The following is a 25,980-nucleotide window of genomic DNA, read 5'->3' on the forward strand; positions in this document are numbered from 1 at the left end:
GTGGGGAAATGTGATGACCGTAGGAACCGGCGTTCGACGAGAGAGTGCCCGCTCCAAGCGCGCACTCATTCTCTCCACGGCCATCGACCAGTTCGGCAAGGTCGGATACGAGCACACCAAGTGGGCGTCCATCGCCGACGAAGTGGGAATCGGCCAGACCGCTCTCTATCACTACTTCGAGTCCAAAGCGCACTGCCTGCTGACCATCATGCGCCTCGAGCTCGCCGATTCTCTCGACCGCTTCGTCGCTGCCACGGCGGACGAGGGTGATCCGGAAAAGGCGCTGCGCGCGGCCATCACCGCATCGCTCGACGCGAGTCCGACCGACGCTCTGCAGCGCAGGATCCTGCAGAACCACATGGATCTTCTTGCCACCGAGAGACAATCGGCCAAGGAGGAGGCCGAGCGCCTCGAGTGCCGAGACCTCGTACAACAGATCGAGGTGCAGTGGACGGCGCTGGTCGAGCGCGGTGTCAAAGCTCGCGTCTTCGTCAAGTCCGATCCCAAGATGCTGGCCCGACTCGTTCTCGCCCTGGTGATCAGCGTGTGGCGCTGGTACCGGCCCGAGGGAAAGCTGACGATCGGCGCCATCACGAAACAGGTCACCGAGGCCGCGATGCGAGTCGTACTGAAGTAGGCCGCGACGAAGATCGCGGTCTCGATCGATCGCTTGAACTGAACAGAATTCACTTAGGAGAAAGATATGTACAACCTCGTACTCGTCGCATCACGACCCACCGACTGGACTCACGAGCAATTCATCACGTGGTGGCGAGGTGAGCACGCCGACGTCACCTATCCCCTTCCGGGCTTGCTTCGATGGCAGCACACCGAACTGCTGGAGTCGTTCGGAAGCAAGTCCGAGGGCTGGGACGGTCTTTCGGTGCTCAGTTTCGAGTCCCGTGAGGCACTCGAGAACGCTCTCGCCAGTCCCGAGTGGAAGGCCGCCGTCGAACACGTCGGCTCCATGGGTGGCCGTCGCATGATGTGGTACGGAGACGAGAAGACGATGGTGCCGCTCGCCTCTGCAGCCCGATGACGGCATCGTGGGCCGAGTCCGGCTGCTTCCCGGTCGCCGACGGTGTCCACCGCATTCCGTTGCAGATGCCACAGGACGGGCTGCGCGCCATCAACGTGTACGTGCTCGAAACCGACGTCGGCCTGGCCCTGATCGACGGCGGTTGGCGCCGCGAGTCCACCCACGAGGAACTCGACACTGCGTTGTCCCACATCGGTCGTCGCCCGTCGGAGATCCACGACATCTACGTCACGCACGTTCATCGCGACCACTACACGTTCGCGGTGGAGCTCCGTCGACGGTACGGCTCGCGAGTTCATCTCGGACGCGCCGAGCAGCCCGGCATCGACGCTATCGCCGAGCTGAACAGCAACGTCCCCGAGAGCTCGATACTTCAGCTGCGCCGCGCCGGCGCGCCGGACATCGGCGCCGCCGCCTACAGCGCAGCGATGGCCGAGCCGTTCGAACCCTCGGACTGGGACGCCCCGGACGCGTGGCTGACCGATGGTCCCGTCACCGTTCCCGGCAGAAACCTCGTCGCCACCCATACCCCCGGGCACACCAAGGGGCACATGGTCTTTCACGACGGGGATCTCGGCATCAGCTTCACCGGTGATCACGTTCTGCCCACCATCACGCCGTCGATCGGCTTCGAACTCGGCGAATGGGACCTTCCGCTGGCGCGCTACCTGTCGTCACTTACTCTCATGCTCGACGACGCCGATCGATCGATGATGCCGTCGCACGGTGATCCCGGCGGGAGCGTCCACGGTCGGTGCCGAGAACTGTTGGCACACCACGACAATCGATTGGCCCACACGCTCGATGCGGTCGCGGCTCTGGGTCCGTGCAGCGGTCGCGATGTTGCGTCGGCTCTCACCTGGACCCGCCGCGAGCGCCCGTTCACCGACCTCGACGACTTCAACAAGATGGTGGCCACCTGCGAGACACTGGCCCACCTCGACGTCCTCGCGCACCGCGGAACCATCACCGTACGAACGGACGACGAGGTGGACATCTTCAGCGGGCGCTGACGATGCTCACCTCGTCCCGTCGATCAGTCGCAGGTCCACCCACCGTCGACGTAGAGTTCTGACCCGGTCACGAACGTCGAGTCGCCGCCGGCCAGAAAGGCCACCGCGGCAGCGACGTCGGCTGCGGAACCCAACCTGCCCATGGGCGTGTGAGCGAGCATCGCACGGTGCCTCTCAGTGCCGCCGTAGCGCTCCAACAACTGCGGGGTCTCGATGAACCCCGGATGCACGGAGTTCACACGCACTCCGGCTGTGGCCCAGTGCAATGCGGCATTCTTGGTCATGGTGCGCACCGCGCCCTTCGCCGCCGCATACGCGAAACTGTTGCCCAACCCGCCCACCGATCCGAGAATGGAGCAGACGTTGACGATGGACCCGCCGCCGCTCTCTTCGATGTACGCGCCGGCGTACTTCATCCCCAACCACGTACCCGTCTGACTCACTTCGATCACCCGGTTGTACCGAGCGAGATCCTCGTCCACCACCGTGGCGAGGCTTCCGATCGCACCGTTGTTCACGAGGGCGTCCAAACGCCCGAATCGATCTCGGACCGCCGACACCGCACCTTGCCAGTCGGCTTCGTCCGTGATGTCCAGCGCCAGAGCAAGATGGCGGTCCGGCTGATCCTGATCGGCAACCAGCGCACGACATGCATCTGCGCCGACGTCGGTGACCACGACCGACGCGCCTTCCGACGCCAGGCGGCGCACGATCTCCACCCCGATCCCGCCGGTCGCGCCGGTCAGCAGCACCACTCTGTTCGTGAGCCGATCCACCGCGGTCACAGCTTGCTCAACACGTTTCGGCCACCGACCATCATCGCGAAGACCACGCCGAGCGTCGTGACCGCGGTCATCAGCAAGGCCATGGCCGCCACGAGCGGGTACGAGCCGTTCTGCCACATGTCGAACAGCAACGTGCCCATCACCTGCGTCGTCGACGCACGCACCAGGAGGGATGCGGCGAACTCGTGGGTCAGCAGGATGAACATCAGCGCGACCGCACTGAGGATCGTCGGACGCATGAGCGGCAACATGATTCGCAGTGTGGTCACGAACGGCGACGCGCCGCTGGTCGCGGAGGCCTCGTTGTACGTGTTGCCCAGGGACAACATTGCGGTCATCTGCATTCTGGTCGCGAAGGGCAGCATCAGCACGATGTAGACCAACACGATGACGGTCCGTGTGCCGTAGAGAATGAAGGGCGGCTCGGTGTACGTCAGCAGGAAGCCGACACCGAAGATCACTGCCGGAATGCCCAGCGGCAGAGCGGTCATCAGGTCGGCCAACATCGCCAGAATCTTGAAGCGGCGTCCGCGCACGAGCAGGTTGGCCATCAGGTACCCCAACGGAATGCAGATGACGACGGCGCCGAGAGAGGTCAACACGCTGGTCAGGACCGATTGGACGACCGCGTCCGTGGACAGCAACGTGCGGAAGTTGTCGAGTGTCAACAGACTCCACGAGAGCGATTCCGACCAGTACGGGCTCAGGGACACGATCACCAGGCCCATCAGCGGAATCACCAGGGCGAACAAGGCGAAGAGCATGATGGTGACGGTGGCCCAGGTGGCTCGGCCGGTGGACGGGGCAAACGCCTTGCCGCCGTGCGTGACGAATCGAGTCTGGTTGCCCAACAGCGCCTTCTGGACGAGAACCAGCACCAGACCGAAGATCACGAGCGGTGACCCCGCGGCAGCGGCAGCAGCGAAGTCGGACGGCGATTGCGTCACTCGGCTGTACATCTCGGTGGTGAGCACCTTGACGCCACTGTTCTGTCCGAGCAGCAGAGGCCCGGTGAACTGCCCCAGGCCGAGAAGCAAGGCGATACCACCGCCGTAGATCAGCGAGGGGCGCAGCAGGGGAAGGACGATCTTGAAGAAGATTCCCACCGTCGACGATCCGCTGATCTGGGCCGCCTCGAGGTGCTCGGAGCTGATGTTCTGCATACCCGAGCTGACGAAGAGGTAGACGAACGACGTCAGACCGAAACCGGTGAGGATGATGATCCACGGAACCGTGTAGATGTCGATGGGTCCGCTGTCCGACCCGCTCCACCACGGCAGGAGTCGCAGCAGAACGTTCAGATAACCGGGCCCCGGCGAGAGAAGGAATGCCCACCCGACCACGCTGGCGACCGCGGGCATGACGATGGGAAGAATGGGAATGATTCTCAGCCATCCCAACTTTGCGGGAAGTCTGCTGGCCGCGAACGCGAGAAGCGTCCCCAACACCATGGCGATCACCAGGGAGCCGATCGCCAGCGCGGCCGTGGTGGTGAGCGTCTTCGCGATGTCGAATCGGCCGTACTGTGCCCGGTAGCCGGCTGCTCCGTCCTCGAAGGCGAGCATCTGGAGCCGGACCATCGGGAGGACGACGAGATACGCCAGCACAGCGAGGATCACGGCGTATCCGAGTCGCGAACGCCACTGCGGAGAGATCGATCGGGACCGAGTCGGCGCAGGTTCAGCCGGGGTCGATGTCTCCGGCATCGTTGCCGTGGCCATCACGACTTCCCTGCTACGGCGGCGAAGTCTCGGGGCGCATCCGCCTCGTCGACCGCCTGGTCCGCATACACGCGCAGAGCCGACGGCGAGAAGCTCACCACCATCGAATCCCCCGGACTGCTCGCGCGGAGTGCTGCGGTGTGCCGAGTGGCGTTGGCCCGCAACATGAGCTGCTCCACACCGGTTTTCACGGTCACGTCGAAGTATCGGCCACCGTATTCGTAGGTCACCAACTCCGCGTGCAGCGCAACGTTTCCGGGCGGAACGTCGGCCATGGAGTCGTGGAGGGACACGTCGTCCGGTCGGAATCTGGCCACGGCGCGGCTGCCCTCGTCGGCCCGCTCGCGTACCACCGCATCGGTGAGGTCGACGACGTCGTCTCCGCTGGTGATCCACCCGTCGTGACCGCGGCGCAGCTCGAGCCGGTTGCCCATCCCGATGAACGCGGCGACGTACTCCGAGATCGGGTTCTCGAAGACCTCCTCCGGCTCGTCGTACTGTTCGATCTTTCCGGACTTCATGATCGCAAGGCGGTCGCCGAGCGCGAACGCCTCGGCTTGATCGTGCGTCACGAACACAGCGGTGAACCCGAGGTTCTGGTGAAGCTGATGGATCTGCGACCTGACCTGATCACGCAGGCGTGCATCGAGATTGCTGAGCGGCTCGTCGAAGAGCACGAGGTCCGGCTGTGCGACCAATCCGCGCGCGACCGCGACACGTTGCTGCTGGCCGCCGCTGAGCTGGGACGGGTATCGGTCCAGCAGTGCGCCGCAGTCGACCATGCCGGCGGCCGCCTCGACGGCGCCGTCGGCCATCGCCTTCTTGAGCTTGCGCACCTTCATCGGGTACGCGATGTTCTCCCGAACGGTCATGTGCGGCCACAGTGCGTACGACTGGAACACCATGCCGATGTTGCGCTTGTGCGCCGGAACGTTGGTCCGCGACGACGCGTCGAAGACGGTGTTGTCCTGGAAGGAGATGGACCCACCCTCCGGTGTCTCCAGACCGGCCAGGCACCGCAAAGTCGTCGTCTTGCCGCAGCCGCTGGGCCCGAGCAGAACCAGGAACTCGCCCGGCTCGATGTCCAGGTCGAGGTGGTCCACCACGACGTTCGATCCGTAGGTCTTGGTCAGACCCGATACCGCAAATCCGGACTTCATCAGTTGCTCTCTCCATCTTGTCTTTTCGGGGTCCGGACGCCGGCCGCCGTACCGCCGTCGACCATCACTTCCGACCCTGTCATGTAGCTGCTCTCGGGACCGGACAGGAACTTGATCACACTCGCAACCTCGTTCGGTGTACCCCGTCGTTGCATCGGGATGCTCTGGATGTAGCCCTGCACGTCGTCGCCCGCGAAATCCGGGCTGTCCGTGATCGGGGTGTCGATACTGCCGGGGCAGACGACGTTGACCCGGATGTTGCGAGGCGCAAGTTCCAGTGCGGCAACCTTCGTCAACGCTCGGACGCCGAACTTCGACGCCCCGTAGGCCCCGAGTTCTGCGGTTGCCAGCACGCCCCGCAGCGACGAGAGGTTGACGATCGCGCCGCCCTCGCTCATCGATCGTTCGGCCGCCTTCAGGCCCAGGAAGGTGCCCACCAGATTCAGATCCAACATCCGTCGAAACTGGTCCAGCGAGGTGTTCGCCAAGGTTGCCTTCATGGCCGCACCGGCACTGTTGACCAGAACATTCGGGACGTGGCCGTTGCCGGCCATCTCGGATATGACGTCGTCCCAACCGGATTCGCTGGTCACGTCCAACCGGCGGTAGTGCGCGCCCGGACCCAGCGCGTCGGCTCGACGTCGGCCCGCCTCGTCGTCGACGTCGGTCAGGTAGACCGTCGCCCCGGCGGCAGCGAAGGTCTCGGCACACGCACCGCCGATTCCTCCGGATGCCCCGGTGATCAGTACCGCCGTTTCCGACATGTCAACCCTTCCCGATCGAAAGTCGGTGTCAACTCTGGAAGATGTTCGCCCACTGTTGCGAGTACTCGTCGACCTTCTCGGGCGTCAGGTCCTCGGTGTTCGGGAGCTTGATGTCCTGGGCCTGTGCCACGGCGCCGGGAACGTCGGGCAACACGGCGGCGTAACCGCCGTTGAGTGCGGCCTGACCTTCCGGGGTCACCATGAAGTCCGCGAGCACCTGCGCCGCGTTGGGATGCGGTGCGACGCTGAGCGCTTCGGTGTACCAGGGAGTTCCCCACGGCTTCGTCGGCAACACCCAGTTCACCGGAGCGCCTGCGGCGACCTCGGTCACCAACGGCTGAACCGACGGGCTGACGACGACCTCACCGGACGTGAGTGCCTGCGCGATTCCCAACGCACTGGGGTAGATGCGGGGCTGGAGGTCCGCAAGCTTCTGCCAGTAGTCCTCGCCGTAGGTCGCCGAGTAGTACTTGTACATGTCTACGTACGACGCGATTCCGGTCGGGTTGACGATGCCGATCTTTCCCCGGTACTTCGGGTCGAGGATGTCCTCGGGCGACGTCAGTCCGTCCGGCACCGCCGCGGTGTTCCACCCCAGTCCGAACACGGCGGCGCTGGAGAGGAAGAACCGATCGTTGATGACGGTGTTCTGACGGTCGAATGCGGGGGCGTCGAAATCGGGACCCTTCAGTTCTGCCGAGTACGTCCCCGACTCCGCCGCCGTGGCGATCCACGAAGCGTCCGTGACCATGTGCACGTCGGCCGTGCCCCGCTTCGTCTTGTTCTCCTGCTCGACTCTCGGGTTGATGTCGGCGTCCGTTCCGCGGACGTACTGCATCTTGATCGACGGGTACTTGGCCTGGAACGCGGTGACGAGAGCGTCGAGGTTGGCCGGCTTCTGACTCGAGTAGAGCATGACGTTGCCCTCTTGATTCGCGGCGGCGACGATGTCGTCCCAGCTCCCCTCGACGGGGGCGGAGCCACCGGACGAGCCACCGCATGCAGTGACCCCGAACATCGCCGTGGCTGCGACGGCGATGATCACCTTCTTGAAAGTCTTCATGTCTGCGTTCCTTTCCGGCACGGCAGTGACCCCGAGTCGACACGACCGGCGTCCGGGAACTCGGTGGATCCGATGTTCGCTGGCAACTCAAAAACTGAACTGATGTCAGTTTGAAACCTAGTCGTCACCGCCTGTGATGTCAATCACCAGGTCGAGGCAATTTGAACCGACTTCACTTTACTGAAAGGCTGCTGAATGCTGCCGTCAGTCCGAATACCAGTGCCGCAGCGATACCACCTGCGTACGCGCGATTCCACAGACCCCCGACGTCGGAGCCGGCCGCCAGCAACCCGCGGACGGGTGCCCCGTCCGCTCCCAGCACTCGTGCCTGGTCGTCGATCCGAATGCCGTGAAACGGGAACGTGATCGCCGGGGCAGCCTCGACTACGTAGTACGGCGGTTCGGACAGCGGGGACGGGTCGAGGCGGCGGCCCGGCACGAGTGTGTCGCCTGCCTCCGCGGCCGCGTTGAACCGCAAGATCGCCTGCGCGATCGCCGCGCCGTCGTAACCCCACTTCTCCGGCAGATACTCGAGCTCGCCGAGCGAGTCGGCCATCCCGACTCGGCCACCGCGCCGGCTCGCTGCGGCGAACTTGTCGACGGCAACGGCACCTGCGACGTACGACGCCACCATCCAGTCTCGATGCACCCTGGCGTCCGCGATGAGGAGACCACGGGCTTCGGGCCGGTCGAGAAGCGCCATCGTGGTGAGGTGGTCACCGAGCGTCTCGTCCACGAAGCGCTCGCCCCCGAGGTCGAACAACAGAGCGTGCTCGCTGTAGTACAGCGACAGGTCGACGAAGTCCGACGGGTCGGTGAGCTCGACCCCGCTCGGAACCAGGTGCCCGTAGAAGCCCGCATTCTCTCCTGCAGTGGTTGCGCCGACACCCGCCGCCAGCCGGTAACCGCCACCGCGGCTGTTCGGGTTGGAGCGCAACGCCATGGCGGCAGCGTCCGGGTGTACATGCTCGGCGAGCAGTTCGGGATCGCCCTGAAATCCTCCCGTCGCGAGCAGCGTGGCGGCCGCCCGGACCTCGCGCGGCTCACCTGCGCCCACGCGAATCACGGCCCCGCGCAACGCGTCTGCGTCGAAGATCAAACTCTCGGTGACAGTGTTCACCAGTACTGCCCCACCGTGATCGAGCACGAGACGCCGACAGGTGTCCACGTAGTGATTGGTGTCGAACCGGTGACCGCGGCCGAAGCTCAGGATCGGCTGCGCGCCGCCGACCTCGACACCGATGGACCTGATCCACTGCACTGCGTCGTCGAACCGATCGATCATCGCGCGGGTGAGTGCGGGGTCGCCGTGCGGATTGTGTTCGTCCATCGTGGCGTGATCGGGTGCAGTCCAGGCGTATCCGGCGAAGCGGGCGGATCCGCCGACGTCCCCGCTCACCTCGACCACCATGACCGTCCGGCCGGCGGACGCAGCGCACGCAGCCGCCGTCAGCCCCGCCATACCGGCTCCGATCACGAGCAGGTCGTACTGGTCGTCGGTCACGTTCGCATCCCTTCGGCACACCGTTGCGCCCCCGCCTCCGTGACTCTACATTCGAACTGAATTTACTTCGAGAGGATTGGTAATCATGACGGAGAATCAGTTCGACGGCGCAGTAGCCCTGGTCACCGGAGCAGGATCCGGAATCGGTGCTGCCACAACGCGTTCGCTGGCCGAGCGTGGCGCCCGAGCCGTCGTCATGTGCGACATCGACGAGGACACGGTGACCGCGGAAGCGGCGACCGTTGCGGTCGGACACCCAATCCGACTCGACGTCGGCGAGTCTGCCCGCGTGGCCGAGACCTTTGCGTCGGCGGTCGCAGAGTTCGGACGAATCGATGTGGTGGTTCACGCTGCGGGAGTCGACGATCCCGACAGCAAGAAACTGATCGTCGACGCCGTCGAACGCGGCGAGCCCGTCGACGTTCTTTCTCGACTCACCGACGAAGGTTGGCGCCGCGTCATGAGAATCAATCTGGACGGGACCTTCTTCGTGTTGCGCGAGGCCGCGGCGGTCATGAAGGTCTCCGGATCCGGGGCCATCGTCACTGTCGGATCCTCGTCGGCCTTCGACACGTTGACCGGCTACCCGCATTACGCGGCCTCCAAGGCCGGCGTTCACGCTCTGAGTCAGGCGGCGGCGAAAGAGCTGGCGCCGTTCGGTATTCGAGTGAACACGGTGGCGCCGGGTCCCGCCGACACCGGTATGGCGAGCCGGACACCGGCGCATTTGCGCGCTGCCATGACTCGGGACGGATCGCGCGGCTACGCAACGGCCCGCGAGATCGCGGACAACATTCTGTACCTGGCGTCCCCCGGCGCCGCGAACGTGATCGGCGCGGTCCTGCTCAGCAACGGTGGGCGATTCACCGTGTGAGACGAGCGCCGCGGCCGGCGACCACGAGCACGGCGGTGGTCGGCGCACAGACAAGATCTTCGAGGACCCGTTCGCGCACACGGCTCTCGGGAATCGTGAGCCGCGTGGTCTCCTGTGCGCGGTACTCGTCCCAGTGTCGGTACGTACAGAACTCGACATACCGACCGCTGGACCCGGCAGACTCCGCGAGCGCCCACCGGACGGCACCGAGGCGAAGGCGCGAGAGCTTCACGTCCTCCATTCGTCCGACGAACTGCTCGTGTCGATTCGGGAGCACGGTGTAGGTGATCTCCACGATCACGCGCTGGCCGCGGTAGTCGTCCGGCGGCAGGGGCGGGTCCGGAGCGCCCGACGGATCGGGATGTATCGAATCGCTCGGCAGAATCCCCCGGCGCAGAATCTCTTCCGCCGAGATCAGCATCAGGACGGCGGACAACAGGATTGCCGGCACCAGTCCGATCCGATCGGCGAGGAAACCCCACAGCAGGGCGCCGACCGCCTGACTGCCCTGGAACGACAACATCACGAACGCGATCACACGCGACTTGACCCACGGGGGCAGCACCGCGTGTGCCGCAACCATCCAGGTGCTCTGTACGCCGACCCACGCGGCTCCGACGACGATCAACAGCGCACACGCGACACCTTGGTGCGGCACAACCGCCAGACCGAGGAGTACCAGTGCGTACGCTCCACTTCCCAAGGCCACGAACCGGTTCCAGCTCACACGCGCCCGAACGGGCATGAGGGCGATCGTTCCCACCACCGCTCCGACACCGATCGCTCCGGACAGCAGACCGAACTCGAATGTCGTGGCGTTCAACCGATCGTCGGCCACCACGGGGAGCAGAGCCCAGAGCGAGCTTGCGGGCACCCCGAACATGACGACCCGAAGCAGCAGCCGGCGGGTCCACCGTGAATGGCGAACGAACCGAGCGCCACCCGACACCGCTGCTCCGACCGATCCGGTTCGCGGACGTCGCCCCGCACCGGCGGGCACGACACGTCCCGCGATCACAGCGCACAGGAGGAACAGCGCGGCCACCGTGGCGAACGTCCACGTGGCGCCCCATACCGACAGCACCGCCGCACCCACCACCGGCCCGATGGCTCGGGCGCCGTTGAACACGGCACCGTCGATCGCCGGGACGACCGTCATCATCTCGCGGCTCACCAAGTCCGGAAGGAGCGCCTGCCAGACGATGGCAACCAGGGCAAGACCACACCCTGCCGCGAACACGGCGCCCATCAGCACCGGCGTGGCAGCGAGGCCGAGATGTCCCAGCACGGTCAGCAGCGCCGACACCGCCAGCAGCACGACCGACGTGCCGACCAGGAGCGCTCGGTGTCCAGCGAACTCGGCAAGAGCTCCGATCGGAAGCGCGAACAGGAAGAACGGGACGCTGGCCGCGAACTGAACCGCCGACACCGTGGTCGCCGATTCTCCCGCTCGCGTGAGAATCCACTGGACGGCCAGCACGAGGATCCAGACACCGACGCTGGCACTCAGCTCGAATCCGAGCATCATGCGGAACCGTCGAACGCGGAGCGGTGCACTGAAACCGATGGTCCGTGGGCGCGTCACCATTGCCTCTTCCGATCAGAAAATCCGTATCTTGAATCTAGTTCAGTTCGTGCTGTGAGGTGATACTTTCGACTCGTTGACCGAACTGAAGTCAACTCGTTCACATGGATGCGGAGTTCGCAGAAAGTCGGGTGACCATCACGTGTCGAACCGCCTCGTGCGATTGGTCGCCCGTCCCACCGAGTCGCTGCACGCGACAGATCTCGCGATCACCGAAGCCGAGATCGAGCCGCTCGGCTGCGGCGACGTCCTGATCCGAAACAGCTGGCTGTCCATCGACCCCGCTATTCGATTGCGCCTGAACGCTCGCGCGCCGAACGGGTACCTTTCGCCGCTCGACGTCGGAGATCCCCTCGTGGGCTTGGCTCTCGGAACGGTGATCGACTCCCGCCACAGCGACTTCACACCCGGTGACACGGTCACCCACATGTACGGCTACCGCGATTACGCGGTGGTGCCGGCCGCCGGGAACGGGCTGGGCGGCGCAGGCGCGTTGACCAAGGTCTCAACCGACGGCTTTGCGCCGCAATGGTTTCTGGGACCCCTCGGCACGTCGGGTCTGACTGCCTTCGTCGGAATCGAAGACATCATCGGCCTTCGACCCGACGATGTGGTGTGGGTGTCGGCCGCCGCCGGAGCCGTCGGCGGCATCGCCACACAACTTGCTCGCCTCCGCGGCAGCACCGTCGTCGCCTCCGCCGGCAGCCCGGACAAGGTGACCTACCTACGCGACACCCTCGGCGCAGACGCGGCCTTCGACTATCACACCGGCGACATCGGCGATCTCGTTGCCGCAGCAGCACCCGACGGCCTCGACGCCTACTTCGACAGTGTCGGCGGCGACCATTTCGACGCAGCCCTCCGCAGCATGCGTCCCGACGGCCGAATTGCCATGTGCGGAGGCATATCCGGATACGAAACGCCGAAGCCGGCTGCGCAACCCGCCGAGCTCTTCCAGATCGTCTCGAAAGGGCTGTCGATCAGGGGATTTCGAGCCGGCTCCTTCGTCTCACGGTACGACGCCATGCGTGAGGAGATCGGCGGTCACCTCACCGACGGCGCGATGGTCTACAGCGAAACGGTGTACGACGGCCTCGAACTGGCACCGACCGCGCTCGTAGAAATGTTGACCGGCCGTACTACCGGCAAAACACTGTGTCGCCTTCCATGGTGACACCGAACGGAGGTATCTCATGTCATACGTACTCGTGCACGGCGCCGGAATGGGCGCGTCGTGTTGGGACCGCCTCGGTCCACTCTTGACCGGTCCCGTTCTGGCGGTGGATCTTCCCGGCCGCGGACGGCGACAGGACATCGACGTGCGCACGGTCACCTTGGACGACTGCGCCGCAGCCGTCGTGAGCGACGTCGAACGAGCGGACCTGACCGACATCGTGCTCGTCGCGCATTCCTTCGCCGGCGTCACCGCTCCCCGCGTGATGGCTGCGCTGGCCGACCGCGTGAAACACGTCGTCTTCCTGTCCGCCGTTGTTCCCCCGGACCGGACCGCGGTGATCGATGGAATCGACCCTGCCGTGCGCGATCTCGTCGAGGCGTCCATCGTCGACGGTGTCTACCTGCAGGGCCCAGAGGGCGCTCGGGCGATGCTGTGCAACGACATGAACGACGAACAGACGGCGTGGACACTGGATCAGGTGGTCGACGATTCCGGAGCGCTTCTCACCGAGACCGTCGACCTCTCCGGCCTGTCCACCGACGTGCCGCGCACCTACATTCGACTGACCGAGGATGTGTGCTATCCACCCGATCTTCAAGAAGGTTCGTCGCAGCTCGTCTGCGAGCAATCCGTGCAGGGGGACATCGTCTACCTGAAGTCGGGGCACATGGCGATGGTGAGCATTCCCGATCAGCTCGCGGACGTGCTCGAGTCGATTGCGGCGAAAGGGAACTGACAGTTCCGTGATCCGCGGCTACAGTTCGGCTCCCACGCGATAGCCCTCGGCGATCGCGTGGGAGATGCGCCGCGGTGTGACTCTCAGCAGGATTCAGGACCGGCCAATCGCCGGACCGGCGGCGGGGACCACGTGCTGTTCAACGGCCCGTACAGACGCAGCATCAGCCGGAAGTCTCCCGGCGGAACAGGGAGCCAGTTGCCGGGCCCGGCTTCGGGGACGGCAGTCGACAGCCGCACGGTCAGAGAACCGTCGTCCGCACGTGTCAGACCCGGGGTGCGATCGGTGATCGCGTAACGGCCGATACTGTTCTCGCACAGCAGTCCTCGCATGTGATAGACGGTCATCGACCAGAAGAACCGCACAGGAGGAAGCCGCCCCGGGGCAAAAGTGATCTCGTACTCGTGCGCTCCCGACAGTTGTCGACCGCTCTCGTCCACCTGACACACGGGGTAGAGCGCCTCGTCCGCCGGATTGACGTAGATCTGTGACCAGGCGACGGCTGCCCGCAGGAGGTCGTCGCCACCGAACTCGGTTCCCAGTTCGTTGACGGACCAGCCGTTCTCCACCCGACCGAGCGACCCGACACGATCGGCGATCGCGTTCAGACCGTCGGACAAGCCCGCTGCGATGCGTTGACGTCCGCCGGCGGAGTCCCGTCCGGCGCGCAGTGCATCCAGCGATTCGAGCACCCGGGGAGGAAGATCCGCCGCAGCGATGCTACCCAGCGCGTGGCCGAGAGAGTCGAGAAAGCCGTCGGGCGAGCGCAATTCGTCGTCGCGCTCTCGTAGAACGAGTTCGCGCGTGGCCTGATCACATGCCGATCCGGGCGCAGCAGGGCTGGTGAGAACGATCGCGTCCTGCAGCGCGGTCACACGTTCCAGATCAGCGGGGTCGTGGGGTCGAACCAGAATGCGAACGGCCACCATGACGTAGCGCGTGCGGCACGGCACCAGCAGATCGCCGGCAACCGGCGCTTCGAGGTCGCTGCGCCCGCGAGCGATCCGCACGGCCGGAAGTCGGCTCCCGTGAGTCCGCCGCCCGTACACGGCCGCCGTCGTGGAGTCGGCCTCGCCGATCTGGACGCTGTAGTAACGGTCGTCGAACTCCGGCATCCGAAGAACAGTCGGCCCGCAATCCAGATCCAGAAACGCGAGTGAGTAGAGGGTGTCCACGTTGGGGGCGACGCCGGCCGTCAGTGTCGGATCGGACAACTGCCGCTGATGACCCATCGAGTTCAGCGCTGCACCTGCCGACGTGGGTGGCCGTCGCACGAACGGGTCGAGCGGCGATGTGAATCGCAACCGCATGCGCTGCGCGAAGACGAGCGGGAATCCCCAGATCTGCAATTCGCACGCCATCCGCTGCAGGCCTGCCTCGTCGAGAGCAGTCATGGTCGAATGATAACTGAAGTGAATTCGATTAGTATATGTTTCGGCGCTGCTTCGTGGTGCTTGGATCCGTGAAGGAGAAACGAGTGCCCGACGAGGCGACCGAAGACCGACGCCGACCACGACGGGTGTACTCCGTCGGGGGCGAGCCGGACGCCCGCTTCAGCCTGGCGAACGAGAGAACCTATCTGGCCTGGATCCGAACGTCGTTGGCTCTCATGGCCGCTGGAGTCGCTCTCGGTTTGCTACAGGTCGGCGGGAACACGGTTCCGGCGCGCATCGCATCCGTCCTGCTCATCGGCTGTTCGATCGTTCTCCCCCTCCACGCATGGTGGGGTTGGGCTCGGGTCGAGTCCAGCCTGCGCCAGGATCGGCCACTACCGCCGCCGCGTGCGGGCGCACCTCTGGCCATTGCGCTGGCGGCAGCCGGAATCCTGGTGATCTGGTCGGCGCTGTCGTGACTCCGCATCCGGGCCGCAGACCGAAAGGGGTCCTCGGCGACGGCGGCCTCCAGGTCGAGCGGACGGCACTGGCGTGGCGACGTACCGAATGCTCGCTGGTGGTCGGTTTTTTGGTGGCACTGCGCCTGGCCGTACACGTCGACGAGACGGCGACCGCGGCCACCGCCGCCGTGGTACTCACGGGAGCTGTTGCGGTGATCGTTGCGGACATTCGGCGTTTCCGAGGCCGTCGGCGTGGTGACTCCGGCTACTCGTCTCCACGGAACACCGGTCTCCGCACCGCCGCGTCCGCGGTCATCACCGCAGCGCTCGGGGTCCTCGCCCTGTTCATCACCGTCGGAGCGTCAACCCTGGAACTTCTTCTCCCACTCCTGTGACTCACGCTCGACGAACTCGGGGGTGAGTTGCGTCGGATCGGGTCCTGCGATGTCGTGAGCATTCGCCGTGGCGCCCTCGATACCGGGTAGCGCCGTCGCGACTCCGATTGCCTGAGCCTTCTGACCGTCGGGGCTGACCAAGAAATTCGCCAACACCTGCGCCGCGTTCGGGTGCGGTGCGACCGCGGTGATGTGGCCGTAGTACGGAGTCCCCCACGAGGGGGTGGGAAGTGCCCAATTCACCGGTGCACCGGAGGCGACCTCCTGCACCAGTGGCTGAACCATGGGAGTGACGGACACTTCACCGGAGGTGAGGGCTTGCGCCACACCGAGCGCGCTCGGGTAGATCCGAGGCTGCTGCTCGGCGAGCCGGTCGACGAAATCGTCCCCGAAATTTTCGCGGTAGAAGCGATAGAGGTCTACGTAGGAGGCGATTCCTGCCGGATTCACCACGCCCACTTTGCCTTTGAACTCGGGGCGCAGCACGTCGCGTGGATTCGTCAGACCGCCGGGCACCGCGTTCGTGTTCCACCCCATGCCCAGCGTCGCTGCGACGTCGAGGAAGAAGCGATCGTTCTTGACACTGCGGTCCCGTCCGTATGCGGGGTCGTCGAACGCGGTGCCCAGAAGAGACTGTGAGTACGTACCGGAGTCGGCCGCGGTCGCGATCCAGGCAGCGTCGGTAACGATGTGCACGTCCGCGGTGCCCTTGCCGGTTTTGTTCTCGGTCTCGATTCGGGGGTTCAGATCGGCGTCCGTTCCGCGAACGAATTCCAGATCGATGTCGGGATACTTCTCGCTCCAGGCCTTTCGGACGCTGTCGAGGATGATGGTGTTCTGGCTCGAATAGAGCATTACCGATCCTTCGGACTTCGCCGCCGCCACGACGTCGTCCCAGCTCCCCTCCACGGCTGCCGTACCGCCACCGCCGGTGCCGCAGGCGGTCATGATCAAGGCGATCACTCCGACGGCAGCGATCGTCGTTGCTCTCTTCGACGCACCGAATATGCCCATGTTCGTCTCCTTTGGTGAACTGACATCAGTTCACCAAGTACGATCGGTGGTGTCAATAGCACGGCGGTGCCGCGTGACCGGATGAAGGAGTTCACATGTCTCGGCTCTACGACCCCACCGAGGCGGAGCAACATCAGACGTCGTCGTCCGAGGACATCGAGCCCGTGGGCGACGACGACCGCGTCGCGCTGGCGACCTCGCTGGCGATGCACGCGGTCGTCTACGGGTTGCCGGCCGTCTACCAGTACGCGAGCATGTGCGCGCAATGCGCCCCGCAGTCCGACGGATCACCGTGGACTCTGAACACCCTGGTGCACGAAAGAGACACTGCAGACTCCGGTTTCGACCAATTTCGGGTTCCCAACGTCGACACGGTGTACTCGAACGCATGGCTGGACCTGACCGACGGGCCGGTGATCATCGAGCTCCCCGACTTCGGACGCCGCTACTACACCCTCGAATTTCTGGATGCTCACAGCAACGCCGGCAACATCAGTGCGCGCACGCATCCGAGCGGTCCGCGCAGGATCATGGTGGTCGCACCGGGACTGGAAACCTCCGCGGCCGACGCACCCGCCGACACCGTCACGTTCCGTGTCGCCACGCCGCTGATGTGGCTGCTGATGCGCATACAGGTATTCGGCGATCGTCACGACATCGAGACCGTGAGAGCGCTGCAAGACGCCGTCGTGATCCGCGGCTCGGTTGCACGCTCTCCCGAGTGGCCGGTGGTGAGTCGTGACGACGTGGAGACGTCCTACGCATCGTTTCTGTCGGCTCTCGACACGGTGTTGACCATCAACGGCGTTCCGGTGCAGGATGCGTCCCACGTCCATCAGTTCCGTCAGCTGAACGTCGGCTCCGGCACCGCGAACGTCCGCGATCTCGATGCTGCGACGGCACGAGGTGCGGAGGCCGGGTTCCGGCTCGCGATGACCCTCCTCGACAACTCCCGATCTCGCCTCGGGCGCCGTACCGGCTCCGGGTGGACACGGGTGCTCGACAAGGGTGCGCACGGCAACAATTTCCTGGCTCGCGCCGTCATGAACTTCGTCGGCCTGGGTGCCAACGTCATCGCGGAAAATTGCTCGTACAACACGTATGTCGATGACGACGAAACAGCCCTGACCGGTGCCGACGGCCAACGCTACGACATCGAGCTCACCGAACCTCCACCAGCGCAGGCTTTTTGGAGCATCACGCTCTACGACGCCGCAACGGGATGGCTGTACGACGCCCCCGACCGCAGATTCTCCGTAGGATCGACGACGACGTCGGACGGTGCCATGGTGAGTCCGTCGCACATCGTGATCAGCCACGCGCGGCCGCACGATCCGGACACCGACCACCGTTGGCTGCCTGCTCCGCCGCGGCCGTTCTTTCTGGTGCTGCGAATGTACCGACCACACGAAGACGCGGTGACCGAGCGGTGGTCGCCGCCACGTGTGCACCGGTCGAACGGGTAACGGTCACTACGCTGACCCTGTGCCCCTGCCCACTCATGTGACCGATCTTCTGAGCTACGAGCTACTGCTGTCGGTGGCCGAGCTCGGCAGTATCGGAAAGGCGGGGCAGGCGCACGGAATGTCGCAGCCCGCCGCGAGCGCACGGCTCAGAGCACTCGAAAGCCGTGTCGGAGTGGCGCTTCTGCATCGTGAACCGCGAGGGGCAACCTTGACGCCCACCGGTCAACTGGTCGCGGGGTGGGCCGGGCGGGTGATCACCGAAGCCGCCGATCTGGCGACCAACATCGCGGCCCTGCGGACCGACCGGGACAGTCACATCCGGATTGCCGCCAGCCTGACCGTCGCCGAGTATCTCGTTCCGCGATGGCTCATCACGCTGCGCTCGCAGGACCCGTCGGTTGCTCCGGCGCTGTCGTCGGGCAACTCCGACGACGTGGCCGCCTCGGTACTCGCCGGCCGTGCCGACATCGGGTTCGTCGAGAGCCCCGACGTTCCCACCGGGCTCGAGTCACGAGAGGTCGCGCGCGACGAACTGGTGGTCGTCGTCGCTCCACATCACCCGTGGGTGGGGCGGACGATCACCGCGGGCGATCTGGCCGCAGCACAACTCGTCACTCGTGAGGCCGGGTCCGGAACGCGGCTGGCACTCGAACGTGCGCTGGCCGATCTCGCACCCCTCGCGGCCCCGGTCCTGGAGGTGTCGTCGACCACCGCGATCAAGTCCGCGGTGAGCGGCGGTCTGGGCCCGGCCGTGCTGAGCCACCTCGCGGTGTCCGACGACATTGCTGCCGGGACCCTGGTCCGAGTACCCACGACGGGCGTTGACCTGCGTCGATCGTTGCGTGCGGTGTGGCCCACCGGCCGAGTTCTACGAGGACCGGCCAGTGACCTGCTGTCGATATCGCTCGGAGACCGGCAGCCATAAGCTGAGGTTGGGACTGCCCAGGCAGTTGGCGTCTACCGGCGAGCGCACCATAAGACGACGCTGAGGTCATGAGCACCGCCGCCCTCGATCGCGCCCCGATCGTGCTTCCCGACTTGGACCGCCCCAGGGCGCTTTTCGAGCACATCACCCCGAACTGGTTCGCGTCCGTGATGGGAACCGGCATCGTGGCCAACGCCGCAGCGTCACTGCCCGCCCGCGTACCGGGACTGCACGTGTTCGCCACCGTGGTGTGGATCGCGGCGTCGGCCGCGCTGGTTCTTCTCACCGCCGCCTTCGCCGTGCACTGGGCGAGGCACCGCACCCACGCGTTGTCGCACGCCCGACATCCGGTGATGGTCCAGTTCTACGGCGCACCGCCGATGGCCCTACTGACCGTCGGAGCCGGCACGATGCTGTTGGGGGGCAACCTGCTCGGGGCCACGGCGGCAACGACGATCTTCGTCGTGCTGTGGACTGTCGGCACCGTGCTGGGACTGCTCACGAGCGTGCTGGTGCCCTACTCGATGATCACTGCCCACGACCACCGCTCGGGCCATACCGCCGTCGCGCTTCCCGCGTGGCTCATGCCCGTGGTGCCCCCGATGGTGTCCGCGTCGACCGGCGCCCTCCTGATACCGCACGTCCCGGAAGGCCAGTGGCGCCTGACGCTGCTTGCCGGGTGCTACGCGATGTTCGGCTTGTCACTACTCATCGGGACGATCACCATGACGCTCGTCTACGGACGACTGGTCGTCGGCGGCGCCCCACCGGTCCAGGCCGCACCGACGATCTGGATCACCCTCGGCATGATCGGTCAATCCATCACCGCCGCAAACCTTCTCGGAAAGGATGCAGCAGGGGTGTTGAGCGATTCGGTCGCCACCGGTCTGCACGTGTTCGGGATCGTCTACGGACTCGTGATGGGCGGCTTCGGCGTCCTGATGTTCACGCTCGCAACCCTTCTCACCGTGCACGCGGCCCGCCACGGACTGAGCTTCTCACTGACGTGGTGGTCGTTCACCTTCCCCGTCGGAACCTGCGTCACCGGTGCGAGTGCCCTCGGAGCCGCCCTCGGCTCGACCGCGATCGACGCCCTCGCGGTCGGCCTGTACGCGGTACTGACAGCCGCGTGGGCCACCGTCGCAACACACACGGTCCGAGGGAGCGTACGCGGCAGCATCTTTCGAGCGACCTGATCACATCGCATCGACCTTCGGCATGATCTCGTTCTTGAGTCGCTTCATGTCGTCCATCGTCTTGGGCGTCGGAACGTCCGCGAACGGCGGCCAAACCAGCAGTTTGGTCAGCCCCGCCTCGCGGTAGCGCTTGAGCATGTCGGTCACCTGCCGTTCCGAACCCACGAGAAGGTTCGTGGCCTTGCCGGCCGCGGTCTGATCCATGTCGACGTCGGTGATGACCGTCCAGATCATGCTGGCGATGTCGAGGTCGTCCACCGTGCGCGAGGTGTCGAGCGCGTCGAGTTCGGCGGCGATGCCCGCCCGCCAGGTCGCAATCTCCTCGGGTGAGTCCTGGATGCCGATCCACCCGTCCAGTCCGTACTTCGCGACCCGCTTGGCCGCACGCTTGGCGTCCTTCAACCCGCTGAAGTACATCGGCGGGCGGGGCTGCTGCAGGGGCTTCATTCCGAATCCGCTGGGACCGAAATCGGCGAACTCACCGTGATATTCGAAAACGTCGTTGGCCCAGATGCCCTGCAGGATCTCGATGGTCTCCCGTAGGTGCTGGTGCCGACGGGGGAAGATGTGACCGGCAGACGCGGCGGCGAACTCCTCGGGCATCCAGCCGGCTCCGAGGGCGACGTTGAGGCGCCCCTTGCTGAGGTGGTCGATGGTGGCGAGTTCTGCAGCCAGAACACCCGGCGCGCGGTACGGCGTGTCGATGATGCTCATACCGATGCGAACCTTCGTGGTCTTGGCGGCAAGCCACGGAATGAGCGGAAAGCCTTGGAGGAACTGACCTCTCGACGAGACCGGGAGTTGCTTGGGCAGCTCGTGCATCATTCCGAAGGCGTATTCCATCTCCGCGCGATCCGATGCCTCCGGGACGATGATGCGGTCGAGCGTCCACACCGATTCGAAGTCCAGATCCTCGGCGAGGGTGGTGAGATCCTCGAGTTCTGCGACGGTGACCTTCTCGCGAAAGTTGGGCAGGTACAGGGCAAGTTCGAGCATGATGGACTCCTTGTTTCTAAGAGGTTCGGCTGCCGGTCAGGGTTGCGCGAATGTCGGTTTTCAGAATTTTGCCGACGGTCGATCGTGGGAGGTCGGACCACACTTCGATCTGTTTGGGGGCCTTGACACTTCCCACTCGGTCCTTCACGAACCGGACCAGATCGTCGGTGTCGACGCGGGCGCCGTCGTGCAGCAGGACGACGGCGGTGACCCGCTCTCCCCACTTGTCGTCGGGTAGTCCGATGACGGCGCAGTCTCGGACGGCGTCGTGAGCCATCAGGGCCTGCTCCACCTCCGCGGAGTAGACGTTGAAACCGCCGGTGATGATCATGTCCTTCGCGCGGTCGACGATGTACAGGAAGCCCTCGTCGTCCAGGTATCCGATGTCACCGGTGTGGTGCCACCCGTGCGCCGACGCTTCCGCGGTGGCGGTGGGGTTGTTGTAATAGCCCGCCATGACGAGAGGGCCACGGACGCATACTTCCCCGCGATCACCAATCGGCACGGGAGTTCCGTCGTCGCCGAGAACGGCGACGGTCACCAGCGGCGACGGTGTGCCCGCACTGGGGAGACGGGCGTGGTCGATGCTGCCGTCCGGACGGCGATGTTGGGCCGGCGACAACGTCGAGATCATCATGGGGGCTTCGGACTGCCCGAACAGCTGCGCCATCGGGCCGATGCGGTCCAATGCCTCGGCGAGCCTGCTCGTGGACATCGGCGCTGCGCCGTACCAGAAGCATTGCAGCGACGACACATCCGTCGAGCCGAGCGACTCGTGGGAGAGCACCATGTAGATCAGAGTGGGCGGCAAGAAGGTGTGCGTGATGCGGTGCCGCTGCACGAGTTCGAGGAACTCGCCCACGTCCGGGTGGTCCATCACCACGATCTCACCGCCGAGGGCCATGATCGGGAAACACAGCACACCCGCGGCGTGGGTCAGGGGCGCCAGGGCGAGGTAGCGCGGTCGCCCCTCGAACGGGTACCGCATCAGCACGACGGAAGTCATCGTCTGCAGGTTCAGATCCGTCAGCATGACACCCTTGGGACGACCCGTGGTACCCCCCGTTCCGACGAGCGCGACCACGTCGTCGACGGGGCCGAGGTCGACAGGGTCGTCGGCTTCCGCTCCGGCGAGCCACTCGGCGAAACCCGTTGCGAGAGTATTCCCCTCACCGATTCGAACGAGGGTGACCAGCTTGGGCAGACGCGGCGCGATGTCGTCGACCAGCGCGTCGAAAGCCGGCTGATAGATGAGCGTGGTGCAGTCGAAGAGGTCGAGAAGATCGGCGTTCTCCTGAGCCGCGTTGCGCGGATTGATGGGGCACCACACTGCGCCGGCGCGGGCAATGCCGAACACGCACGAGAACGACGTCGGGTGATTGGCCGACAGGATGCCCACCTTGTCCCCCGGCGCGACGCCGGAGCGCCGAAGCGCCTTCGCCACGGAGTGCGACAGAGCGACCACCTCGCCGTAGGTCATCGACTCGCCGTTCAGGGTCAGACACGGTCGGTCTGCGCCGAGGGATGCACCCTTGTCGAGGTAGAACGCCAGCGTCACATGCCCATCCCGCCGTCGACCGGCAGACCGGCTCCCGTGATGAACTTGGCGGCGTCGGACGAGAGGAACACCACGGCGTCGGCCATGTCGTCGATCTGGCCGAGACGACCGAGAGGGGTCAGCTCGGCAACCGCGCCCGCGGCGGCTTCCGGCGACTCGAACAGACCGAGGCCGGCCGTCTCGACGGCGAGCTTGTTGCCCATCGCAGTCGGGGTCAGGCCCGGATAGATGCAGTTGACGCGGACGTTGTAGCCGAGCTTCCCGGATTCGGCCGCCGCAACGCGGGTGAGACGGTCGATGGCGGATTTCGACGCGGAGTACAGAGCGATGCCGGGGAATGCGATCGTCGCGGCCACCGATGCGATGTTGACGACCGAGCCGCCGGCGCCCGCGGATCCACCGGGGCGCATCGTGCGGAAGGCGTGCTTGATGCCGAGCGCCGTCCCGAGCACGTTGACCGACAGCAGGGTCGACGCGGCTTTCGCATCGAAGTCGACGAGGAGGTCGGTGACCTCGATACCCGCGTTGTTGACGACCAGGTCGAGACCGCCGAATGCGTCGACGACCGCGGCCGTGGCCGTTTCCCATCCCGCGTCGTCCTGGACGTCGAGGTGGACGAATTCCGCCGTCGCACCGCCTGCCCGGAGCTTCTCCACCGTCTCGCGGCCCAGATCGTCGTTGATGTCCGCGACGGCGACGGCGGCCCCCGCCGCTGCGAGTGCTGCGGCCATACCTTCGCCCAGCCCCTGTGCGGCGCCGGTGACCAGTGCTTTTCGGCCTGCGAGGTCGTAACTCGTCATTGAACAAGCCCCTTCGGGACGGACTGCCGGTGCATGACACCGGTCACAGTCACGGATGAATGCGATCTGGATCACAATACGAATATTTCTTGACAGTCGTCAAGAGAACTTTGGTCAGTCGTCCAAGGATCGGGGGCGCCGGCATGAGGAACTGCACGTCATCGACGCGCGGCGCCCTACACTTGTCCGATGAACACCAGCACGCGAGCCGAGGAGCGCCCACTTCTGCGCGGGCCCGACAAGTTCGCGGCGCGTCGCAGCGAGCTCGCCACGGCCACACTCGTCACTCTCGCCGAACTGGGGTACGCCCGTACGAGCCTGCGCGAGATCGCGCAGAACTCGGCGTTCTCCCACGGGGTCCTGCACTACTACTTCCGCGACAAACTCGATCTGATCGCCGAGGCCGTTCGGATCTACGAAGACACCTGCGTGACCCGATACGACGAAGCCGTCGCCAGCGCCGCCACGGCCGAGGAACTGCGCGCGGGGTTCACGACGATGTTCATCGGGACCCTCGCGAACGATTCTGCGCTACACCGGCTCTGGTACGACCTGCGCAACCAGACACGCTTCGAGTCGTCGTTGCGCGACGAGGTGGGCGAAATCGAGGCACGCCGTGCGGACATGATCTGGAACGTCGTCAGCCGTTACTGCGAACTACGCGGCACGCCCGTACAACTGTCGAAACAGTTGGTGTACACCACCTTCGACGGAATTTTCCAGAACGGACTCGACGATCTCCTGAACGGCACCGACATCGGCGTGGCGCGCGCACGGGAGCTTCTGGACGAGGCCTTCGGCCTCGTGTGAACCCGGAAACCGTTACGGCAGCGTACTTACGACGGCAGTGTGGTCATGATGGCGAACATCTTGTGCACTTCGTCGGGCGTCGGGGTGGGAAGACTGCCGCGCGCGTGCACGAATCCGATTCCCGAGAACACGAGCATGCCCGCCCGCAATCGCGCTTCCGATGCGTCGAACCCCAACTCCGACAACGACGTCTGCACCACCTCGAAGATTCGATTGTCCAGCTCCCGAACCACGGCTGCAACCTTGTCGTAGGTTCTCGCCCAGTCTCGGACGGCCACTTCGACGGCCCACGTTCGCTCGTCGATCAGGAGTTCGGCCATCACTTCGAGTCGGCGTTCGACCGGAATGGTGTCCATTTGCGCCAGCCCACGCAGCGTGTCGTTCTGCTCGTTGCACCAATGATCGGCGACGGCTTCCATCAGCTTGTCGATGTCGTCGAAATGCCAGTAGAAGCTTCCTTTGGTCACACCGAGTTCGTCGCACAGACGGGTGATCTTGACGCCCGTGGCCCCGTCCTTGACGAGGAGGTCGAAGGCAGCGGCGACCCAGTCGTCGACGGACAGCCGTGGAACACGGCCTCCTTTCGACGTGGATTTCGCTGAGCGCGCCTTGGGTCCTTCTCCGCGCTTCTCGACGACCATCGGCCCGACCTTTCTGAAATTTCTCTCCACGTTGCCGTGACGGCGACGGACACGATGGTACGAGCGCAGCGATCACTTCGTCGGTAAGGCCGACAACGCGAGGCGACGCGTCAACGGATCGTCAGCCAGCTGAAAGTGATTCGAGGCGTTCGCAGCATCGATGTTCTGCAGCACGACGGCCGTCGAACCGGGCAGGACGGCACCCAACGGATCGGACATCAACAGGTCGTGGGTGGTGATGATGTCAGCGTAATCGACACCGGGGGTCAGGTACCCGCCCTCCGCGAGCTCGGTCATGAAGTCCGAGTGCGCGATCAGCTGCCGGCACCCGGCGCAGAACGGCTCGACCAGTGGTTTCTCCAAGGCCTCCAGCGGCTTGTAAATGCCCAACCTCTTGTTGAAGTCGCCGACCGTGGCGAACCCCGCGATGTCGGTTCCACCCCAGAGCGGCCCCAGCGTGACGAGGGATGTCACGGTCGGCCCGCCCCCGCGCCGAGGATCGAGATGCTTCAGGTAGTAGGCCGCCACCAGGCCACCCGCGCCGTGCGCGATCACCCGGACATCTCGCGCTCCGGTCTCGGACAACACCGAGTCCACGATGGTGCGGAATTCGATTGCGCTGTCTTCGATTCGGATCAGTCCCGCGATGGGCGCCACTCCGGCCACCGCCGTGGTGACCGCATTCGCGCCGTAGGTCGGGGTGAAGACACACAGTCCGGCTGCGCGTGCTTCTGCGGCGAGCGCGTCCCATTCACGGCCGCTCGATGCCATGTCGTGCAGCAGCAACACCGGGCGCTCACACGACGACGCCGGCCGCGAGGGGGCGGGTGAGGCGGCGGCCGGGACGGCGACGAGCGCCCACACCGTCACCGCTGCCACAACGGCAGCCCACCGAGCACGTGCGGTCACGGTCACTCCTCACGG

26 protein-coding genes are annotated in these 25,980 nt (G+C 65.3%); 12 read left to right on the forward strand and 14 right to left on the reverse strand.

Going from position 1 to position 25,980, the window contains the following annotated elements:
• The first annotated feature begins 13 nt into the window (after positions 1–13).
• The 3 genes from AC59JP_RS09035 to AC59JP_RS09045 all read left to right on the forward strand — a co-directional run bounded on the left by AC59JP_RS09035 (position 14) and on the right by AC59JP_RS09045 (position 2,052).
• Positions 14–637 (forward strand): TetR/AcrR family transcriptional regulator, encoded by a 624-nt coding sequence (locus AC59JP_RS09035; RefSeq protein ID WP_497325419.1) that lies wholly within the window; start codon positions 14–16, stop codon positions 635–637.
• Between the two features lie 66 nt (positions 638–703).
• The gene (locus AC59JP_RS09040; RefSeq protein WP_497325420.1) at positions 704–1,039 is read left to right on the forward strand and encodes an EthD domain-containing protein; all 336 of its coding nucleotides are present in this window, start codon (positions 704–706) and stop codon (positions 1,037–1,039) included.
• Positions 1,036–2,052: an MBL fold metallo-hydrolase gene (locus tag AC59JP_RS09045; RefSeq protein WP_497325421.1), complete on the forward strand. Its 1,017-nt coding sequence runs from the start codon at positions 1,036–1,038 to the stop codon at positions 2,050–2,052. Before AC59JP_RS09040 ends, AC59JP_RS09045 begins: the two co-directional genes overlap by 4 nt.
• A gap of 23 nt (positions 2,053–2,075) precedes the next feature.
• On the opposite strand, the gene AC59JP_RS09050 is transcribed toward AC59JP_RS09045, so the two are convergent.
• From AC59JP_RS09050 to AC59JP_RS09075, 6 genes are all read right to left on the reverse strand, one after another.
• Positions 2,076–2,837, reverse strand: coding sequence for an SDR family NAD(P)-dependent oxidoreductase (locus AC59JP_RS09050; protein ID WP_497325422.1), 762 nt, complete (start codon positions 2,835–2,837; stop codon positions 2,076–2,078).
• Positions 2,834–4,543 carry an ABC transporter permease gene (locus AC59JP_RS09055; RefSeq protein WP_497325740.1) on the reverse strand — a complete coding sequence of 570 codons (1,710 nt, stop codon included), beginning with the start codon at positions 4,541–4,543 and terminating at the stop codon, positions 2,834–2,836. Before AC59JP_RS09055 ends, AC59JP_RS09050 begins: the two co-directional genes overlap by 4 nt.
• Before the next feature lie 14 nt (positions 4,544–4,557).
• Positions 4,558–5,718 (reverse strand): ABC transporter ATP-binding protein, encoded by a 1,161-nt coding sequence (locus AC59JP_RS09060; RefSeq protein WP_497325423.1) that lies wholly within the window; start codon positions 5,716–5,718, stop codon positions 4,558–4,560.
• Positions 5,718–6,482, reverse strand: a complete 765-nt coding sequence (locus AC59JP_RS09065; RefSeq protein ID WP_497325424.1) for an SDR family NAD(P)-dependent oxidoreductase — start codon at positions 6,480–6,482, stop codon at positions 5,718–5,720. Before AC59JP_RS09065 ends, AC59JP_RS09060 begins: the two co-directional genes overlap by 1 nt.
• 28 nt (positions 6,483–6,510) lie before the next feature.
• On the reverse strand, positions 6,511–7,545 hold the full coding sequence (locus tag AC59JP_RS09070; RefSeq protein ID WP_497325425.1) for an ABC transporter substrate-binding protein: 1,035 nt from the start codon (positions 7,543–7,545) through the stop codon (positions 6,511–6,513).
• A 172-nt stretch (positions 7,546–7,717) separates the two neighbouring features.
• A complete protein-coding gene (locus tag AC59JP_RS09075; protein ID WP_497325426.1) occupies positions 7,718–9,049 on the reverse strand; it encodes an FAD-dependent oxidoreductase in 1,332 nt (443 codons plus the stop codon).
• Positions 9,050–9,134: 85 nt separating this feature from the next.
• Here AC59JP_RS09075 and AC59JP_RS09080 point away from each other — a divergent pair, with 85 nt between their 5' ends.
• The gene (locus tag AC59JP_RS09080; protein WP_497325427.1) at positions 9,135–9,923 is read left to right on the forward strand and encodes an SDR family NAD(P)-dependent oxidoreductase; all 789 of its coding nucleotides are present in this window, start codon (positions 9,135–9,137) and stop codon (positions 9,921–9,923) included.
• Here AC59JP_RS09080 and AC59JP_RS09085 read toward each other — a convergent pair.
• Positions 9,913–11,511, reverse strand: coding sequence for an MFS transporter (locus AC59JP_RS09085; RefSeq protein ID WP_497325428.1), 1,599 nt, complete (start codon positions 11,509–11,511; stop codon positions 9,913–9,915). The two genes, AC59JP_RS09080 and AC59JP_RS09085, sit on opposite strands and share 11 nt — an antisense overlap.
• A 139-nt stretch (positions 11,512–11,650) precedes the next feature.
• On the opposite strand from AC59JP_RS09085, the gene AC59JP_RS09090 reads away from it, so the two are divergent.
• Both AC59JP_RS09090 and AC59JP_RS09095 read left to right on the forward strand, forming a co-directional pair.
• Positions 11,651–12,682, forward strand: coding sequence for a zinc-binding dehydrogenase (locus tag AC59JP_RS09090; protein WP_497325429.1), 1,032 nt, complete (start codon positions 11,651–11,653; stop codon positions 12,680–12,682).
• Positions 12,683–12,701: 19 nt separating this feature from the next.
• Positions 12,702–13,421 carry an alpha/beta fold hydrolase gene (locus AC59JP_RS09095; protein WP_497325430.1) on the forward strand — a complete coding sequence of 240 codons (720 nt, stop codon included), beginning with the start codon at positions 12,702–12,704 and terminating at the stop codon, positions 13,419–13,421.
• 83 nt (positions 13,422–13,504) lie between these two features.
• On the opposite strand, the gene AC59JP_RS09100 is transcribed toward AC59JP_RS09095, so the two are convergent.
• Positions 13,505–14,815: a DUF1254 domain-containing protein gene (locus tag AC59JP_RS09100; protein WP_497325431.1), complete on the reverse strand. Its 1,311-nt coding sequence runs from the start codon at positions 14,813–14,815 to the stop codon at positions 13,505–13,507.
• 83 nt (positions 14,816–14,898) lie between these two features.
• Between AC59JP_RS09100 and AC59JP_RS09105 the strand changes: the two genes are divergently transcribed.
• Positions 14,899–15,273 carry a YidH family protein gene (locus AC59JP_RS09105; protein WP_497325432.1) on the forward strand — a complete coding sequence of 125 codons (375 nt, stop codon included), beginning with the start codon at positions 14,899–14,901 and terminating at the stop codon, positions 15,271–15,273.
• Positions 15,270–15,650 (forward strand): DUF202 domain-containing protein, encoded by a 381-nt coding sequence (locus AC59JP_RS09110; RefSeq protein WP_497325433.1) that lies wholly within the window; start codon positions 15,270–15,272, stop codon positions 15,648–15,650. The genes AC59JP_RS09105 and AC59JP_RS09110 overlap by 4 nt, the downstream gene beginning before the upstream one ends.
• Here AC59JP_RS09110 and AC59JP_RS09115 read toward each other — a convergent pair.
• Positions 15,618–16,664 (reverse strand): ABC transporter substrate-binding protein, encoded by a 1,047-nt coding sequence (locus AC59JP_RS09115; protein WP_497325434.1) that lies wholly within the window; start codon positions 16,662–16,664, stop codon positions 15,618–15,620. The two genes, AC59JP_RS09110 and AC59JP_RS09115, sit on opposite strands and share 33 nt — an antisense overlap.
• A 95-nt stretch (positions 16,665–16,759) precedes the next feature.
• On the opposite strand from AC59JP_RS09115, the gene AC59JP_RS09120 reads away from it, so the two are divergent.
• The 3 genes from AC59JP_RS09120 to AC59JP_RS09130 all read left to right on the forward strand — a co-directional run bounded on the left by AC59JP_RS09120 (position 16,760) and on the right by AC59JP_RS09130 (position 20,251).
• Positions 16,760–18,130 carry a DUF1254 domain-containing protein gene (locus AC59JP_RS09120; protein WP_497325435.1) on the forward strand — a complete coding sequence of 457 codons (1,371 nt, stop codon included), beginning with the start codon at positions 16,760–16,762 and terminating at the stop codon, positions 18,128–18,130.
• Between the two features lie 19 nt (positions 18,131–18,149).
• Positions 18,150–19,055: a LysR family transcriptional regulator gene (locus AC59JP_RS09125; protein ID WP_497325436.1), complete on the forward strand. Its 906-nt coding sequence runs from the start codon at positions 18,150–18,152 to the stop codon at positions 19,053–19,055.
• Between the two features lie 68 nt (positions 19,056–19,123).
• Entirely contained in the window at positions 19,124–20,251 is a 1,128-nt protein-coding gene (locus tag AC59JP_RS09130) for a TDT family transporter (RefSeq protein ID WP_497325437.1), read from the forward strand.
• Here the strand turns inward: AC59JP_RS09130 and AC59JP_RS09135 are convergent, their stop codons facing one another.
• From AC59JP_RS09135 to AC59JP_RS09145, 3 genes are read right to left on the reverse strand one after another with little or no spacing between them, the layout of a single operon-like run.
• Entirely contained in the window at positions 20,252–21,247 is a 996-nt protein-coding gene (locus AC59JP_RS09135; protein ID WP_497325438.1) for an LLM class flavin-dependent oxidoreductase, read from the reverse strand. It lies immediately after the preceding gene.
• 16 nt (positions 21,248–21,263) lie between these two features.
• Complete coding sequence (locus tag AC59JP_RS09140) at positions 21,264–22,805, reverse strand: acyl-CoA synthetase (RefSeq protein ID WP_497325439.1); 1,542 nt, start codon at positions 22,803–22,805, stop codon at positions 21,264–21,266.
• On the reverse strand, positions 22,802–23,605 hold the full coding sequence (locus tag AC59JP_RS09145; protein ID WP_497325440.1) for an SDR family NAD(P)-dependent oxidoreductase: 804 nt from the start codon (positions 23,603–23,605) through the stop codon (positions 22,802–22,804). Before AC59JP_RS09145 ends, AC59JP_RS09140 begins: the two co-directional genes overlap by 4 nt.
• 189 nt (positions 23,606–23,794) lie before the next feature.
• On the opposite strand from AC59JP_RS09145, the gene AC59JP_RS09150 reads away from it, so the two are divergent.
• Positions 23,795–24,415: a TetR/AcrR family transcriptional regulator gene (locus tag AC59JP_RS09150; RefSeq protein ID WP_497325441.1), complete on the forward strand. Its 621-nt coding sequence runs from the start codon at positions 23,795–23,797 to the stop codon at positions 24,413–24,415.
• Positions 24,416–24,441: 26 nt separating this feature from the next.
• Here AC59JP_RS09150 and AC59JP_RS09155 read toward each other — a convergent pair whose 3' ends face one another.
• Positions 24,442–25,056, reverse strand: a complete 615-nt coding sequence (locus tag AC59JP_RS09155) for a TetR/AcrR family transcriptional regulator (protein ID WP_497325442.1) — start codon at positions 25,054–25,056, stop codon at positions 24,442–24,444.
• Between the two features lie 72 nt (positions 25,057–25,128).
• Positions 25,129–25,965 carry an esterase/lipase family protein gene (locus AC59JP_RS09160; RefSeq protein ID WP_497325443.1) on the reverse strand — a complete coding sequence of 279 codons (837 nt, stop codon included), beginning with the start codon at positions 25,963–25,965 and terminating at the stop codon, positions 25,129–25,131.
• Positions 25,966–25,980: the final 15 nt, after the last annotated feature.

Source organism: Rhodococcus sp. 320_ES (assembly GCF_059691855.1).